Source organism: Aliiroseovarius conchicola (assembly GCF_041403445.1).
Classification (GTDB): Bacteria; Pseudomonadota; Alphaproteobacteria; order Rhodobacterales; family Rhodobacteraceae; genus Aliiroseovarius; species Aliiroseovarius conchicola.
The window spans coordinates 429,327-445,514 of the sequence record NZ_JBGEHL010000001.1 but is presented as its reverse complement, the minus strand read 5'-3'; the positions used below and the strand labels follow the sequence as shown (position 1 = coordinate 445,514).

Genomic DNA, 16,188 nt, shown 5'->3' with positions numbered 1-16,188 from the left:
ATGGGATTTGTGCGTTTGATCGTATTTGGATTTCTGGGGCTGAGCGTCATCTATGTGCTCGCCAGCATGTATTCCCGTTCGATCCGGTTGGAAAAACTCGAAGATCAGTGGGCCGAGGAACATCCCGATGGCGATGAAACTGACCGCGAGGCTTGGCTACGCGAAGGTATGGACGACTACCACAAAAGCTTCCGGCCCAAGCTGATCTTGCTGGTTTACATCGTGCCGATAATTCTGGTCACCTTGTCGGTGATCCTTACAAATTCGAACTGAGGTTCTTTATGAAGAAGATCAAAACCACCTTCCGCGTCGTAATATTCCTGATTCTGGCGGCATTTTTCTCGTATGTTTTGCCACAGCATGATGTCGTGCGCATCACCTCGACCGAGATCATTCGGCAGGACTTTTCAAGCGTGAACCGCATATTCTATGCGCAAGCCGACAGCGGAAATGCTGAAAACCCAACCCGCGATATTCGTTTGATCAATACGGTGAAACGAAAAACGTTTTTGTTAGGGTTCATTCCGCGCGACGCCGAGAAGGTGATGGTCTACCGAAACGAGGATACCGGGTGGATTTGGCCGCCCTACTTCAAATTTGACAGCTCGGACTTGCAGGCCGAAGCGGCTGCGGTGGCTGGAAAAGGGGACGGTAACAACTGGGCCGTCATTACGAAATATGGCTGGCGTAACCGGTTCTTTACGATCTTTCCGAATGCAGTACGTGTTCGTTCGGTTCCTGGCCCGGATGTCAGTATCATTCCTTGGTTTAACATCTTCTTCTTCATCTTCCTTGCTGTCGTGGTCGGGTTTGTGCGCGCCCTGTGGCGGCAGTTCCGCGAGCGCTCCATCGACCCAGCGATCGAGGATGCAAGCGAAGCATGGGACGCCGTCGATGCCCGTGCGGGCGAGGCCAAAGGAAGGTTCTCGCGCTGGGTGGATAGTTGGCGCAGTAAGAAGTAACGACCAAACAGAAAAGCGCCGCGCTGGGGAACCCAACGCGGCGCTTTCGATTTCAGGGTCGTCGTTATTCGCCGTAGGGCACCCAGACGGTTTTAACCTCGGTTGCATGGGCTAGGAATTCGCGGCCCTCGCCAGCGGCCCCCATCCAATCGCGCGCTTTGGCGTTATTGACCCAGCTGCGTTTCAGATTGCCTGCGCTTTCGCCCTCTACGATGGCTGAGATATCAGCGCCAGACTGCGCCCAGACTGCATCCACTCCAAGGTGGCCAGATAGGGTTGCGGCAAGCTCTGCATGGCTGCCAGTGATGATGTTGACGACACCGCCGGGCAGGTCGGACGTTTCAAGCACTTGATAAAAATCAGTGGCCGCCAGCGGAAACGGTTCGCTTGCCGCCAGAACCACACGGTTGCCCATAGCAATCGCAGGCGCCATCAAAGACACAAGACCCAAAAGTGGTGCTTCGTCAGGGCAAAAGCCGCCAATTACACCCACCGGCTCGTTCATCGCCAGCGCCACGCCACGCATGGGAACTGGCTTGGCCGCTCCGTCGAACTTGTCGGCCCAAGCCGCATAGGTGAACAGGCGCGAGATCGCCGCTTCAACTTCTTTCTTACCGTTCTTTCCGCCCATCATGGCGTCAATGCGGTTCGCGAACTCGCCAGCCCGCGCCGAGAGGTTTTCGCCGATATAATACAAGATCTGCGCGCGCAAATGCCCTGTGGTCTTGGACCAACCTGACGCGGCATGCGCGGCTTCAACTGCGTTGCGGATATCCTTGCGGTTACCGATGCCCACATGGCCCAGAAGGTCACCCTGTTTGGACCACACGGCTGTGCTGTAGCCGCTGTCCGGGCGGGCTTGCTTACCGCCGACATAGAACTTCGCCGTTCGGTCAAGCGCGTCGACCTTGGCTTCTTTCGGGGCTGCAATCGGCGCGACGGGTTTCAACGACGCAGGTTTGCTACGCGGTTTGGTATAGGCTTGCAGGCCTTCCCAGCCGCCTTCGCGTCCGAAACCGCTTTCGCGTACGCCGCCAAATCCGGCAGCGGCGTCAAACATATTGGTGCCGTTGACCCACACAACACCAGCAACCAACTTGGGCGCGATATCGAGCGTCAGATTGACGTTCTCGCTCCACACGGTTGCGGCAAGGCCATAACGTGTGTTGTTTGCGATCTCGACTGCCTCTGCGGGTGTGCGGAAGGTGGTGGCAACCAGCACCGGGCCAAAGATCTCCTCTTGCATCAACGACGAAGCCGAGGACAGGCCGGTGATCAAGGTCGGTGGGTAGAAGCAACCGACCTCTGGAAGTGGGTAGGGGGATTGGTACAGCTCTCCATCACCGGCGCCCGCGTCGACCAGTTTGGTAATCTGGGCGTGCTGAACGGGGTCAACCACAGCACCCACATCAATGGATTTGTCCAGCGGATCACCAATGCGCAGTTTGTCCATACGTGCGCGAAGCTTGGCATAGAAGCGATCTGCAATACCTTCCTGCACGATCAGCCGCGAGCCAGCGCAGCAAACCTGCCCTTGGTTGAACCAAATGGCGTCGACCAGCCCTTCGACCGCTGAATCAAGATCGGCATCGTCAAAGACGATATAGGGTGACTTACCACCCAGTTCGAGCGTCAGAGATTTGCCCGACCCGGCCGTTGCGCGGCGGATGACGCGGCCAACTTCGGTTGATCCGGTAAAGGCGATTTTGTCGACATCTTCATGCGTGACGATGGCTTCGCCGACACGCCCATCACCGGTCACGATGTTCACGACGCCTGCAGGCAGGCCGGCTTCCTCACAAATCTGGGCAAAAAGCAGAGCCGTCAGCGAGGTGTACTCGGCTGGTTTAAGAACCACAGTGTTGCCCATGGCAATCGCTGGCGCGATCTTCCATGCGAGCATCAAAAGGGGAAAGTTCCAAGGGATGATCTGCCCACAAACCCCAAGCGCCTCGCGATCCGGCAATTCCGCATCCTGAAGTTGCGCCATGCCAGCGTGGTAATAGAAGTGGCGGGCAACAAGTGGAATGTCGATATCCCGGCTTTCGCGAATTGGTTTGCCGTTATCCAACGTTTCCAAAACAGCAAACAGGCGCGAGTGCTTTTGCACCAGACGCGCTAACGCATAGAGGTATTTGGCGCGGGAGTGTCCCGGCAATCCAGCCCATTTCTTTTGCGCCTTGCGGGCAGCAGAAACCGCAGCGTCCACGTCACTTGCCGTCGCTTGTGTGACCGTAGCCAACAGCTCGCCGTTTGCGGGGTTGCGGGTTTCGAACGGTTCGCCCGGTGCGGTGGTCTTACCGCCAACGTAAAGCCCGAACGCCCCATCGCGTTCAGCGATCCACGCCAGTGCTTCTTTTGCGCTTTCCGGTGCCAGCCCGTAATCCATAGTGTCGAATATCTCTTTCACGGTCATGTCGTAATCCTCAACCCATCGGGTGGCGGTAGGTGGCCGAGTACTGGCCGGTCACGTGGTGTTCAAGCTGACGTTCAATGTCGCCCAGAAGTGAACTGGCGCCGAAACGGAACATTTCGTTGTTTAACCATTCATCGCCCAGCTCTTCTTTGATCAATGCAAGATAGGTGATCGCGTCCTTGGCTTTCGAAATACCGCCCGCTGGCTTGTAGCCCACGCGGTGGCCAGTGGCCTCGAAATAGTCGCGGATGGCGCGGATCATCACAAGGCTCACGGGCAGGGTGGCGTTCACGCTTTCCTTGCCGGTCGAGGTCTTGATGAAATCGGCACCTGCCATCATGCAAACCAACGACGCACGCGCGACATTGCGCAGCGAGCCAAGTTCACCGGTCGCCAGAATGGCCTTTACGTGGGCGTCGCCGCAGGCGTCGCGGAACTCGCGCATCTCGTCATAGAGTGCTTGCCAGTTGCCGGTCAGCACATGTTGGCGCGAAATAACGATATCGATTTCCGCAGCCCCAGCGCGTACGCTTTCGCGGATTTCGTCAACTCGCAGATGAAACGGGCTTAGCCCGGCCGGGAACCCGGTCGAAACAGCCGCGACGGGCAGGTTCAATCCCATATGTTTCAGCGTGTCGACTGCTGTTGGGATCATGTCGTGATAGACACAGACGGCCCCAGTTGTCATCGGGCCGACGCCCAGTGCGTCAAGGATTTCGGGCCGGACCGGGTGCGCCGCTTTGGCGCAAAGTCTGCGTACTCGCCCAGGCGTATCATCGCCGGATAGCGTCGTCAGGTCGATCATGGTGATCGCCTTTAGCAACCACGCGGCCTGATGATCCTTCTTAACACTGCGGCGCCCGGGAAGGGACGCACACCGGCGTTCGATGGCCGAGGTGTTTGCCTGAACGGCGCGCACCCAGTTCATGTCTAGGTCCATTCCCGGATTGCGAGAATGAGCCACTTGCGGCAATTGCGCCGCCTCCCGATCCACCCCTGTGGTACGGGTTGATGTCTGTTCGCTTTGCACGGATTTCCCCCGGATTTTTCCATTGGGTTTGAGTTTTTCTTAGGGTCGCATGCGGGATAACGATTGGCAATATTGCTATTATACTTGACGCAACGTGATGTGAATCCTCGTCATTCTGTGCAATTTTGACGACAAATCGTCGGTAAATTTGATATCACCTCTGCGATGTGAAGGCCGCGATCGTTGAAAGTTCTGCGGCGCGACAGGTAGTTGTCACTCCTTGCAAGATGCGCATAGGATGCAGCATCGATGAGCGCCGGGGGGCTGAGTCTCTCGCAGAACGGGAAAGTTCTGTGTAACGCGCCATCCCGGAAAACAGACTAAGGGAGAACCTCATGAACATTTCCATCAAAGCGGCCCTGCTTGGGTCGGCTATCGCTTTGGCTGGTCCCGCACTTGCCGAAAAGATGCACCCAAAGACAGGTGTAAAGCTTGCTGAGGACCAAACCTTCACCTACCGCGTGCTGGATGAGCATACGTCGGTTGACCCGCAGATAGTTGAAGATGTCACGGGCTCTGAGATTGTGCGTGACCTGTTCGAAGGTCTGTACAACCAAGACAATGACGGCAACTTGGTGCCTGGTGTTGCCACCGAATTCACCACCAACGAAGACAAAACGGTCTATACCTTCAAGCTTCGCCCGGAAGCTAAGTGGTCGGACGGCAATCCAGTAACTGCGAACGATTTTGTTTATTCGTGGCAGCGCCTGGCCGATCCAGCGACAGCTTCAGAGTACCAGTGGTATGTTGAAGTTATGAACCTGAAAAACGCAGGCCCTGTCATGGCGGGTGATGCGCCTTTGTCCGATCTGGGCGTGAAAGCCCTAGATGACCATACTCTGGAAGTGACCCTCGAAAGCTCGCTTCCCTATTTCGCAAAGACCACCACCCACGCATCGACCTTCCCAGCTCCGAAATGGGCGATCGAAGAATTTGGTGCTGACTGGATCAAGCCAGAGAATATCGTCGTCAATGGCGCATACAAGCTGACCGAGCATGTTCCCAACGAACGCTCGGTGCGCGAGCGCAACGACATGTACTGGGACAACGAAAACACCATCATCGATAAGACCGTAGCGTTGGTTATCAATGATGAAAACGTGGCCTTGACGCGTTATCAGGCTGGTGAACTTGACCGGACCGAAATCCCGGCTGGTCAATATCCCGCGTTGAAGGAAAAACACCCTGAAGAGGCCGTAGTTTTCCCGCGTTTATGTTCCTATTACTATACGATTAATGTGTCGGATAATGCTCCGGATTTCCTGAAAGACGAACGGGTGCGCCAGGCACTATCCTATGCTGTTGACCGCGAAATTATCACCGATAAAGTGCTGCAAGCTGGCCAAATTCCTGCCTATACATTCACGCCTGGTACCACTGCTGGGTTCGAAGTTCCGGAAGTTCCTTACGGAACATGGACGCAGGCTGAACGGAATGAGAAAGCCGTGGCGCTTATGTCAGAAGCGGGCTACGGTAAGGACAATCCGTTAGATGTAACACTGATTTATAACACGGATGAATCCCATAAGAAGGTTGCGCTGGCTGTGAGCCAGATGTGGAAACAGAACCTTGGCGTGAACGTCACCCTGGAAAACCAAGAATGGAAGACTTTCTTGAACACCCGCGGCGAGCAAAACTATGAGATTGCGCGCGCTGGTTGGTGTGGTGATTATAACGAAGCATCGACCTTCCTGGATCTGGTTCAGTCTGGCTCCGGCTACAACGATGCAAAATACGCCAACCCGATGGTCGATACGCTTCTTCAGGAAGCCAAGACATTGGATAATCCGCAGCCAAATTACACTAAGGTTGAGGAAATTATCGCCAATGACATGCCACTTATCCCGCTCTATCATTACACAGAAGATTATATGTTGAGCCCGGAAATTGTCGGCAGTTGGCCGATCAAAAACGTGGAACAGAACTGGTATTCGAAGAACCTTTACAAGGTTGCCGAATAATCACAGAACTGAAACGGGGCACCGCAGATTTGCGGTGCCCTTTACCGTTTACGCGTTAATGATTTAAGTCAAAGCAGACCCGGGGAAACCCTGCGATATACGTCTGAACTGGCTGAAAATCCGTCATCACACCACGATACGGGCGACGATCACCGTTAACGCCGCATCTCACGGGGAACAGATGCTTAACTTCATCATTCGGAGGGTTGCGGTTGCGATCCCGACCCTCATCATTCTTCTGATCGCGTCATTTTGGCTGATGCAGACCGCGCCGGGTGGACCGTTCACATCTGAACGTCCCTTGCCGCCGCAGGTCCTCGCCAATATTGAGGCGAAGTACGGGCTGGACCAGCCCATGTATAAACAGTTGTGGGACTATGTCATTGGCATTGTGACACAATTCGACTTTGGGCCAAGCTACAAGTATAAAGACCGGTCGGTAAACGATATCATCGCCCAGGGCTTTCCGGTGACACTGACCTACGGGGTGATTTCGTTTGTCCTGGCGATTATCGTTGGTGGCATACTTGGTATGTCGGCCGCAATTCGTCAAAATAGCTGGCTGGACTATTTCGCCGTTGGCGTCACAATCGGTGCACAGGTGCTGCCGAATTTTGTCATGGCGCCGATGCTTATCCTTGTGTTCACCCTATGGCTGGGCTGGTTGCCCGGTGGCGGCTGGAATGGCGGCCAGTGGCAATATCTGGTGATGCCGGTGATCGCGCTGTCGACGTCCTATATGGCCTCGATTGCGCGCTTGACGCGATCATCGATGCTTGAGGTGCTGAGATCGAATTTCATCCGCACCGCACGCGCCAAAGGCTTGCCTGATCGCACGATCATCTGGCGTCACGCGCTGAAGCCGTCACTTCTGCCGGTGATTTCATATCTTGGACCGGCCTTTGTTGGCATGGTCACTGGATCGTTCATCATCGATTCAATTTTTGGCACAGGTGGCATTGGCTACTTCTATGTAAATTCGGCCTTCAACCGCGACTATGCGGTGATGATGGGCCTGACGATCCTGCTTGGATCGATGACAATCATGTTCAATATGGTGGTTGATATCCTCTACGCGTGGATCGACCCCAAGATCAGGTTGTGAGGAGCGCGACATGTCAGACAAACTCGCACAACCGTTTCAGCAAGCTAAGACCGCCGAAATGGCGGAGCACATACTGGAACAAGAATTGGAAGGCCGCTCGCTTTGGGCAGACGCTCGTAGCCGCTTTCTGTCTAACAAAGCAGCGATGATATCGGTTGTCCTGCTGACGCTGGTCGTGATTTTCGCCATGTTCGGTGAATACTTCAGCGAATTCGACAACGAGACGATCGACTGGGATGTGCTGGGCAACGTGAAAGAGGTCGGTAGACCGTCATTGCAAAACGGGCACTTCTTTGGTTTCGATGAAAACGGACGCGACCTTTACAACCGGGTTGTTCAAGGCAGCAGGATTTCGCTTGCAGTGGGCATCGTCGGCGCCGTGATCGCCGTGCTCGTCGGTACACTTTATGGTGCGACGGCTGGCTTTATCGGGGGGCGCACGGACTCGATCATGATGCGACTTGTCGATATTTTCATGTCGATCCCCTACATGTTTGTGCTGATCCTGCTTTTGGTTGTGGCGGGCCGCTCGATCACCATGATTTTCGTGGGTATTGGGCTGACCGCATGGCTCGACATGAGCCGCATCGTGCGTGGCCAGACCCTGTCGATCAAGAACCGAGAATATGTCGAAGCTGCTGTGGCCATTGGTGTGCCGACTTGGCGGATCATCCTGCGCCATATCGTGCCCAACTTGCTGGGTGTCGTGGTTGTCTATGCCACGCTTCTGGTACCGACGATGATCCTGACTGAAAGCTTCATTTCATTCCTTGGGCTTGGGGTGCAGGAACCTCTGACCAGCTGGGGCGCGTTGATCTCGGAAGGGGTGAAAAGCATGAACTACGGAACGCTGTGGCAGCTTCTGTTCCCGCTTTTCTTCTTCGTGGTTACGATTTTCTGTTTCTTCTTCATCGGTGACGGTCTGCGCGATGCGCTGGATCCGAAAGACCGCTAGGGGATTTGCGATATGACACTTTTAGAAGTACGTGACCTTAGCGTCCATTTCGAAACCAACGACGGCACTGTTACTGCCGTGGATAAGATCAGCTTTGATCTTGAAGCGGGTGAAACGCTGGGCGTTGTTGGCGAAAGCGGGTCGGGAAAAAGCCAGACCGTATTCGCGATCATGGGCCTTTTGGCGCAGAACGGCAAAGCCACCGGGTCGGTGAAGCTGGCTGGGGAAGAGATACTTAACATCTCGACCAACAAGCTGAACAAAATCCGGGCCGAGAAAATCGCGATGATCTTTCAGGATCCCATGACCTGCCTGAACCCGTTTTTGCGGGTGTCAGACCAGATGGCCGAGGTGCTGACGCATCACAAGGGCATCTCAAAGAACGAAGCGGTCCGCCAATCGATCGATATGCTGGATGCGGTGCGTATCCCGGAAGCCAAGAAGCGTATCACGATGTATCCGCACGAGTTTTCGGGCGGGATGCGCCAACGCGTGATGATCGCCATGTCGCTTCTGTGTAAACCCGACATCCTGATTGCAGACGAACCTACAACAGCGCTGGATGTTACCGTTCAGGCGCAGATTATGACGCTGCTTGAAGACCTCCAGAAGGACCTTGGAATGTCGATCGTCCTAATCACGCACGACCTTGGGGTCGTTGCTGGGTCGTGCAAGGAAACGCTTGTCATGTATGGCGGTCAGCAAATGGAATACGGCACGACCGAGGGTCTGTTCGAAATGCCAACTCACCCCTATACGATGGGTCTGTTGAAGGCGGTGCCGCGACTGGATATCGAAAGCGAACGTCTGGCGACGATCCCCGGCAGCCCACCCAACATGATGAACATGCCGAAGGGCTGCCCATTCTCGCCACGCTGTGAGTTTGCGGACGACCGCTGTGTCACATCGCGCCCATCACTTGATGGCGTGACTGGGCGCAAAGTGCGCCGCCGCGCCTGCTGGAAAACAATGGAGGAACTGGCATGAACGACCAATCCCCCCTGCTTAAGGTTCGTGACCTGAAGGTTTGGTTCGACATCAAGCCGCAAGGTGCGATGCCATGGACGGCAGCAGACAAGTTGAAAGCCGTAGATGGTGTAAACTTCGAGCTTTTGCCAGGTGAGACCCTTGGTATTGTGGGCGAAAGTGGGTGCGGCAAGTCCACGCTGGCCCGTGCGATCATGCGCATGGTACCTGCCGAGGCAGGCACAGTAATGTGGTTGGGTGATGACCTTCTGACGCTGAACAAAAGCGAAATGCGCGCCCACCGCAAAGAGATGCAGATGATCTTTCAAGATCCTTTGGCGTCGCTTAACCCGCGTATGACCATTGGTCAGATCGTCTCTGAGCCACTGAAGACGCACCATCCGAACTTGTCACAATCCGAGGTGAAAACCCGCGTTCGCGAGGTTTTGGATCGCGTCGGTATTCTGCCCAACATGATCAACAGATACCCGCACGAGTTTTCTGGCGGCCAGTGTCAGCGTATCGGGATTGCACGGGCGCTGATTGTCAAACCTCAGATGATCATTTGTGATGAACCCGTTTCTGCGTTGGATGTGTCCATTCAGGCGCAGGTGATCAACCTCTTGATGGAAATTCAAGAGGAGATGGGTCTGAGCTTGATCTTCATTGCGCATGATTTGTCTGTGGTGAAACACATCTCGACCCGCGTCATGGTCCTATATCTGGGCAATGTGGTCGAGATCAGCGAGGCCGAGCAGCTATATCGCGCGCCTGGCCATCCCTATACGCAGGCGTTGATCTCGGCGGTTCCGATCCCGGACCCAAAAGCACACGAGCACAAAGAGGTGATGCTGTTGGATGCTGATCTTCCATCGCCGCTCGATCCGCCATCTGGTTGCGTGTTTCGGACACGCTGCCCGCATGCCAAACCCGTGTGCTCCGAAACCAAGCCGCCCTTGACGGATCGTGGTAACGGACAGCAGGTCGCCTGCCACGTCTTGTAACGTGGAATGACGATATGAATGTTAAAACCCCGGCGATGCGCTGGGGTTTTCTTTGTCCTGATGGCAATAAAAGCAAAAACCGGACTTGACCTTCCAGTCACTGGAACCCTTATCTGATGCTTGAAAGAGCGGAGCAATCGGATGTCTGACACTTCAATAACCCTGAAATTGGAAAATCTGTCCTGCGCATCCTGTGTTGGGCGGGCCGAGCGTGCGTTGTCGTCGGTCGAAGGTGTAACCGACGCGCCCGTGAACCTCGCCACCGAAACCGCGCGGGTCAACTTTCAAGCCCCCGCCTCAGCTGATCGGCTTGCGGGAGCGTTGGACAAGGCGGGTTACCCTGCATTGCGAGAGACCACAGTCCTTCAGGTGGAAGCCATGTCGTGCGCCTCGTGCGCGGGGCGGGTCGAGAAGGCGCTCGCCGCCATTCCGGGCGTGCTGGAAGCCCGCGTCAATTTCGCGACCGAGCAGGCATTTGTGACCTACCTGGCAGGATCAGTCACGCCTGAAATCCTTTCTGCCGCCGCGACCTCCGCCGGATACCCAGCGCATCCCCACGACACGGGGGCGGACCGCGCCGCCGACACCATCACAGATGGAGCACACCCCCTTCGCCAGAAGGCGGTGATCGCCGCGATGTTAACCCTGCCAGTCTTCGTGCTAGAGATGGGCGGGCATCTATTCCCAGCCTTCCATCACTGGATTGGCCGTATCATCGGGTTCGGTCTGTCCCATTGGATTCAATTGATCCTGACAACGCTCGTTTTGGCCGGACCGGGACGGGTTTTCTTTACCAAGGGTATCCCCGCGCTGATGCGGGGTGCGCCCGAAATGAATGCGCTGGTGGCGTTAGGCACCTCTGCGGCGTACCTTTATTCGTTTGTGTCTGTGGTGGCCCCGGGCATTCTGCCCTCAGGCACCGCGAATGTGTATTTCGAAGCCGCAGCCGTCATCGTGACCCTGATCCTTGTCGGCCGCTGGATGGAGGCGCGGGCCAAAGGACGCACCGGCGACGCAATCCGATCCCTTGTCGCCCTCGCTCCGCACGAAGCCATTGTGGATATCGATGGTCAGACCGTCGCCCGCCCCGTGGCCCAAATCGTGACTGGCGAAACAGTGATCATCCGTCCGGGCGAACGCGTGCCGCTTGATGCGGAAATCGTTGAGGGTGAAAGCCTTGTTGATGAAAGCATGATCACCGGCGAACCCATGCCGGTTTCCAAGTCGGTCGGTGATCACATCACCGGTGGTACGATCAACGGCGCTGCGGTACTGAAAGCACGGGTGACCGCCATTGGCCCAGATACGGTGCTCTCCCAGATCGTGCGCATGGTCGAGGACGCACAGGGCGCGCGCCTACCTATTCAGGCTTTGGTGGATCGAGTCACTGCCGTATTCGTGCCAGCAGTCATTGCCATCGCGGCGGTAACTGTATTGGTTTGGCTGGCAATCGGTCCCGATCCGGCCTTGGGTCTGGCGCTTGTTGCTGGTGTGTCCGTTCTGATCATCGCCTGCCCATGTGCGATGGGTCTTGCGACACCAACATCCATCATGGTCGGCACCGGGCGTGCGGCACAAATGGGTGTGTTGTTTCGACGAGGCGATGCGCTTCAGGCCTTGGGCGGCGCGCGGGTCGTCGCGTTTGATAAAACAGGCACGCTAACGCGCGGCAGGCCCGAACTGACCGCATTTGAGACCGCCGAGGGCCTGGATGCAGACGAAATCTTATCTCTGATCGCCGGGGCTGAGGCGCAGAGTGAACATCCTCTCGGCCATGCTATCGTGGCGGCGGCAGAAGCGCGGAGTCTTACGCCCGCGAAAGTGCAGGACGTGCGCTCTGTCGCTGGGTTCGGCCTTAGCGCGCAGACCGGTGACGCTCAGATCCTAATAGGTTCACAGCAATTCATGGCGAAAGAAGGTGTGGTCCTGACCGACCTTGTGGATCGGGCAGACCCGCTGCGAGCGCAAGGCCACACCGTGTTTTATGCTGCGATCAACGGGACATTGGCGGCTCTGATTGGCGTTTCTGATCCGATCAAGGACGAAACTGCACAAGCGCTGCAATCCCTGCTTGACATGGGAAAAGAGGTCGCGATGATTACCGGTGATGACCCGGCGACAGCCGCTGCCATTGCGGATCGATTGCAGATCGACATCGTGGATGCTGGTGTGCTTCCGGGTGGGAAGGTAGACGTTATCGAAGCGCTTCAAGCGCGTTTCGGGCCGGTCGCGTTTGTCGGCGACGGCGTGAACGACGCCCCAGCTCTGGCGCGCGCAGACATCGGCATCGCCATCGGTACCGGCACCGACGTTGCAATCGAGACGGCCGATGTGGTGCTGTCCTCTGGGGCGTTGTCGGGCGTGGTAAACGCAGTTGAAATCAGTCGCCGCACGATGACCAACATACGACAAAACCTGTTCTGGGCGTTCGGGTATAACGTCATTCTGATCCCGGTCGCCGCCGGACTTCTCTATCCGATCTGGGGCATACTTCTTTCGCCGATGTTGGGCGCGGGAGCGATGGCGCTGTCGTCGGTTCTTGTGCTGACCAACGCGTTGCGCTTGCGCTTCATTCAACCTGTCTTGGAGGGTGCGAAATGAATATCTCGGATGCTGCAACCCGGACTGGCCTGCCAGCAAAAACCATCCGGTACTATGAAGAGATTGGGCTGGTGACGCCCCATCGGGATACGAATGGCTACCGGGTCTTTGCTGATACGCATCTGCACAAGCTGACCTTCCTTGCCCGCGCCCGCGCGCTTGGCTTCTCGATCGAGGATTGCCGGACACTTTTGGCCCTGTACGAAGACCAATCGCGGGCAAGCGCGGATGTAAAGCAAATCGCTTCTGAGCACCTGCGAGAGATTGACGCCAAAATCAGTGATCTGGTCGCGATGCGCGATACACTGTCCACTCTGGTGCAGGCCTGCGCAGGCGATGATCGCCCCGATTGCCCGATCTTGGCGGGGATCGAAGATAAGGCCGACTAAAGCGTCCAAAGCTTGAGGCACATCAAGGCCTGCGGGGCCTGATTGGGGCATAGCAAGACATGGGTGGCACCACCTGTGCGCCCAATGATCTTGTGATGTGCTCAGGACAAGAATATGGAAAGTGGCCCGCTTAGTTCGCTGTTTGACCCACAGACCGTTGCTGTTTTCGGAGCCAGTGCGACAAGCGGCTCGATTGGTGCGATTTGCTACGAAAATCTTGTGTCGAGCGGGTTTGAGGGGGCAATAATCCCAGTCAATCCCAAACACTCTGCTATCAGCGATCAGAAATGCCATTCGTCTTTGGCCAGTACCGGCAAGGATGTCGATCTTGCCGTTATCGCCACTCCGCAATCCGCGCTGTCTGATGTCATCGATGATTGTATACAGTCTGGAGTCAAGTCAGCGGCCATCTTGACTGGCGGGTTGGCAGGAAGCCGATTTGGGCAGGCAACGTTTGACGTCGATATGGTCGCGAAGGCGCAGAAAGCAGGTATTAGACTGCTTGGTCCAGGCTCGGTTGGGATTGCGCGACCGTGGTTTGGGTTGAATGCGACCCTTTTGCGCTCTCCGGTTCCCACGGGGCGGCTTGCGATGATTTCGCAATCCGGCACGTTGTTATCGGCCGTCGCCGACTGGGCCGGAGCGCACCATTCTGGGTTCTCGGCTTTGGTGTCGCTTGGTGCAGCCGACGATATTGATATCGCGGATGTTCTAGATCATCTGGCAAATGATCCAAGGACAGATGCAATTCTGCTTTGTATCGAGGGCGTGAACAACGCGGCAGGCTTCATGTCGTCTATGCGACGTGCGGCGCGCTTGAAACCTGTGATCGTTTTAAAATCTGGGCGGCATGACGCCAACACCGAAGCCACACATACCCATACCGGTGCGTTGATCGGATCGGACCAGGTCTTTGATGCAGCGCTTGAGCGTGTTGGGGCGGTCCGGGTCAGAACTTTGGGGCAGTTGTTCGCCGCAGCTGAGATTCTTGCCAATACTCGGAAATCCAATGGTAATCGGCTTTGCATCGTTACGAATGGTGGTGCCGCGGGCGCTCTGGCGGCCGATCGCGCGTGCGACTTAGGTATTATGCTGCCAGTGCCGTCTAAGGACATGCAGACAGCGCTCGGAAAGCAATTCGCCCATGAATTGCGCTCAACCAACCCGGTCGACATTTTGGGGGATGCGACGCCAGACATCTATGGCGAAGCGGTTAAGGCAACCCTTGCGGACGCTGGCAATGACGGCGTTCTGGTGATCTTGTCGCCACACGTGATGACCGATCCCAGTGCGGTAGCCCGCGCAGTCATAGACGCGATACCGCGGCGCAATCGCAAGCCGGTATTGGCCTGCTGGTTGGGTGAGGGTCGGGTGACCGAAGCGCGCGGGCTTCTCTCTGAAGCGGGTATCTCGACCTTTGAAATGCCCGAACGGGCGGTCGAGGGGTTTTCATACCTCGTCCAACACCACCGCAACCGCCGCCTCGCGCTTGAAGTGCCTCGCGCCCGAGCATTTGAACAAGGGTTGGATGTAGATGGTGCGCGCATGATTATCGCCAACGCGTTGGCCGACAAACGCAACACATTATCTGATATTGAAAGCAAGGCTGTGCTTCGCGCATTCAACATTCCAGTCAATATGACCATTGAGGCAACAGGTGCGAACGAAGCGTTGATCGCAGCTGAAACGGTCGGTTTTCCGGTGGCTATGAAAATTGCCTCGCCTGATGTCTTGCACAAAACGGATGTTGGCGGCGTACGGATTAACTTGGCCCATGCTGCATCGGTCACTCGGGCGTTTCACGAGATCACGCAGACCGTCCGCAAGAACCTGCCGCAAGCGCAGATCAACGGCGTGACAGTCGAACCGATGGCGAACCATAGACAGGCCCGCGAACTGGTGATCGGAGCCAGCCGGGATCCGGTATTTGGACCCACCATTTTGTTTGGAGCCGGTGGCACGATGATCGAGATTTTGAAAGACAGTGCAGTTGCATTGCCGCCACTGAACGCCGTTCTGTCAGAGCGTTTGATCAACCGTACACGTGTATCCGAGGCGCTGGACCAGTACCGGGATTATGACCCTGTTGATCGGGAAGCGGTGGTCGATGTGCTGAAGCGCGTGTCGATTATTGTCAGCGAGTTGCCGGAAGTCACCGAGCTTGAGATGAACCCAATTTTCGCAGGACCAGACGGTGTGATCGCGGTGGATGCCAGAATGAAGGTTATGCGGCCACCCTCGATTGATGGGCGATACGATCACATGGCCATCCATCCCTATCCCCGACATCTTGCGCGACAGAGCTTCTTGAATGATGGAACACCCCTAACGATCCGTCCAATCCGTCCAGAAGATGCGGAACATGAAGCTCAATTCACGCGGGATTTATCCAGTGAGGCGAGGGCAATGCGCTTCATGGGCTCTGTGGCCGAACTCAGCCCCGAACTGTTGGCACAATTCACTCAGATCGACTATCGCCGCGAGATGGCTTTGGTCGCGATGGCCGAGATTGAAGGCAAAACCGTACAAGTCGGTGTTGCCCGTTATGTCATCAATCCTGACTGGAAAAGCTGTGAATTTGCCATCGTCGTTTCAGACCGTATTCAACATCAGGGGCTTGGTACGACGCTGATGCAAGGATTGTTCAATGCGGCCAGAGACCATGCGCTTGAAGTAATCGAAGGCACCGTCCTGCGCAAAAATGCCCCAATGTTGCGGTTGATGAAGGAGCTTGGTTTCACCCAGCGACCCGACCCAGATGACCGAGATGTGGTCATTGTAGAACGCGCGCTGTAGCGG

General features: G+C 56.1%; 12 protein-coding genes. 10 read left to right on the top strand and 2 right to left on the bottom strand.

Annotated elements, in window-relative coordinates:
- Together V6N04_RS02145 and V6N04_RS02140 are read left to right on the top strand one after the other, a co-directional pair.
- Positions 1-273, top strand: a complete 273-nt coding sequence (locus V6N04_RS02145; protein ID WP_371168467.1) for a hypothetical protein — start codon at positions 1-3, stop codon at positions 271-273.
- A gap of 8 nt (positions 274-281) precedes the next feature.
- On the top strand, positions 282-962 hold the full coding sequence (locus V6N04_RS02140; RefSeq protein ID WP_371168466.1) for a DUF1523 family protein: 681 nt from the start codon (positions 282-284) through the stop codon (positions 960-962).
- A 64-nt stretch (positions 963-1,026) separates the two neighbouring features.
- Here V6N04_RS02140 and V6N04_RS02135 read toward each other — a convergent pair whose 3' ends face one another.
- Together V6N04_RS02135 and deoC are read right to left on the bottom strand one after the other, a co-directional pair.
- Positions 1,027-3,378: an aldehyde dehydrogenase family protein gene (locus V6N04_RS02135; protein ID WP_371168465.1), complete on the bottom strand. Its 2,352-nt coding sequence runs from the start codon at positions 3,376-3,378 to the stop codon at positions 1,027-1,029.
- 10 nt (positions 3,379-3,388) lie between these two features.
- Positions 3,389-4,408, bottom strand: a complete 1,020-nt coding sequence (gene deoC, locus V6N04_RS02130) for a deoxyribose-phosphate aldolase (protein WP_371168464.1) — start codon at positions 4,406-4,408, stop codon at positions 3,389-3,391.
- A 335-nt stretch (positions 4,409-4,743) separates the two neighbouring features.
- Here deoC and V6N04_RS02125 point away from each other — a divergent pair, with 335 nt between their 5' ends.
- The 8 genes from V6N04_RS02125 (at position 4,744) to V6N04_RS02090 (ending at position 16,185) form a co-directional block, all read left to right on the top strand.
- Complete coding sequence (locus tag V6N04_RS02125; RefSeq protein ID WP_371168463.1) at positions 4,744-6,369, top strand: peptide ABC transporter substrate-binding protein; 1,626 nt, start codon at positions 4,744-4,746, stop codon at positions 6,367-6,369.
- Between the two features lie 181 nt (positions 6,370-6,550).
- Entirely contained in the window at positions 6,551-7,474 is a 924-nt protein-coding gene (gene oppB / locus V6N04_RS02120; RefSeq protein ID WP_371168462.1) for an oligopeptide ABC transporter permease OppB, read from the top strand.
- 58 nt (positions 7,475-7,532) lie between these two features.
- On the top strand, positions 7,533-8,429 hold the full coding sequence (locus V6N04_RS02115) for an ABC transporter permease subunit (protein ID WP_371168626.1): 897 nt from the start codon (positions 7,533-7,535) through the stop codon (positions 8,427-8,429).
- A 12-nt stretch (positions 8,430-8,441) separates the two neighbouring features.
- Positions 8,442-9,416: an oligopeptide/dipeptide ABC transporter ATP-binding protein gene (locus tag V6N04_RS02110; RefSeq protein WP_371168461.1), complete on the top strand. Its 975-nt coding sequence runs from the start codon at positions 8,442-8,444 to the stop codon at positions 9,414-9,416.
- A complete protein-coding gene (gene oppF, locus V6N04_RS02105) occupies positions 9,413-10,399 on the top strand; it encodes a murein tripeptide/oligopeptide ABC transporter ATP binding protein OppF (RefSeq protein ID WP_371168460.1) in 987 nt (328 codons plus the stop codon). The genes V6N04_RS02110 and oppF overlap by 4 nt, the downstream gene beginning before the upstream one ends.
- Before the next feature lie 141 nt (positions 10,400-10,540).
- On the top strand, positions 10,541-13,000 hold the full coding sequence (locus V6N04_RS02100) for a heavy metal translocating P-type ATPase (RefSeq protein WP_371168459.1): 2,460 nt from the start codon (positions 10,541-10,543) through the stop codon (positions 12,998-13,000).
- The gene (gene cueR / locus V6N04_RS02095) at positions 12,997-13,389 is read left to right on the top strand and encodes a Cu(I)-responsive transcriptional regulator (protein WP_371168458.1); all 393 of its coding nucleotides are present in this window, start codon (positions 12,997-12,999) and stop codon (positions 13,387-13,389) included. The genes V6N04_RS02100 and cueR overlap by 4 nt, the downstream gene beginning before the upstream one ends.
- A 114-nt stretch (positions 13,390-13,503) precedes the next feature.
- A complete protein-coding gene (locus V6N04_RS02090; RefSeq protein ID WP_371168457.1) occupies positions 13,504-16,185 on the top strand; it encodes a bifunctional acetate--CoA ligase family protein/GNAT family N-acetyltransferase in 2,682 nt (893 codons plus the stop codon).
- Positions 16,186-16,188: the final 3 nt, after the last annotated feature.

Excerpts from the sequence above, each read along its gene's own strand:
- V6N04_RS02145 (WP_371168467.1), top strand. The coding sequence starts at position 1 with ATGGGATTTGTGCGTTTGATCGTATTTGGATTTCTGGGGCTGAGCGTC.
- V6N04_RS02140 (WP_371168466.1), top strand. The coding sequence starts at position 282 with ATGAAGAAGATCAAAACCACCTTCCGCGTCGTAATATTCCTGATTCTG.
- V6N04_RS02135 (WP_371168465.1), bottom strand. The coding sequence starts at position 3,378 with ATGACCGTGAAAGAGATATTCGACACTATGGATTACGGGCTGGCACCG.
- V6N04_RS02125 (WP_371168463.1), top strand. The coding sequence starts at position 4,744 with ATGAACATTTCCATCAAAGCGGCCCTGCTTGGGTCGGCTATCGCTTTG.
- oppB (WP_371168462.1), top strand. The coding sequence starts at position 6,551 with ATGCTTAACTTCATCATTCGGAGGGTTGCGGTTGCGATCCCGACCCTC.
- V6N04_RS02115 (WP_371168626.1), top strand. The coding sequence starts at position 7,533 with ATGGCGGAGCACATACTGGAACAAGAATTGGAAGGCCGCTCGCTTTGG.
- V6N04_RS02110 (WP_371168461.1), top strand. The coding sequence starts at position 8,442 with ATGACACTTTTAGAAGTACGTGACCTTAGCGTCCATTTCGAAACCAAC.
- oppF (WP_371168460.1), top strand. The coding sequence starts at position 9,413 with ATGAACGACCAATCCCCCCTGCTTAAGGTTCGTGACCTGAAGGTTTGG.
- V6N04_RS02100 (WP_371168459.1), top strand. The coding sequence starts at position 10,541 with ATGTCTGACACTTCAATAACCCTGAAATTGGAAAATCTGTCCTGCGCA.
- cueR (WP_371168458.1), top strand. The coding sequence starts at position 12,997 with ATGAATATCTCGGATGCTGCAACCCGGACTGGCCTGCCAGCAAAAACC.
- V6N04_RS02090 (WP_371168457.1), top strand. The coding sequence starts at position 13,504 with ATGGAAAGTGGCCCGCTTAGTTCGCTGTTTGACCCACAGACCGTTGCT.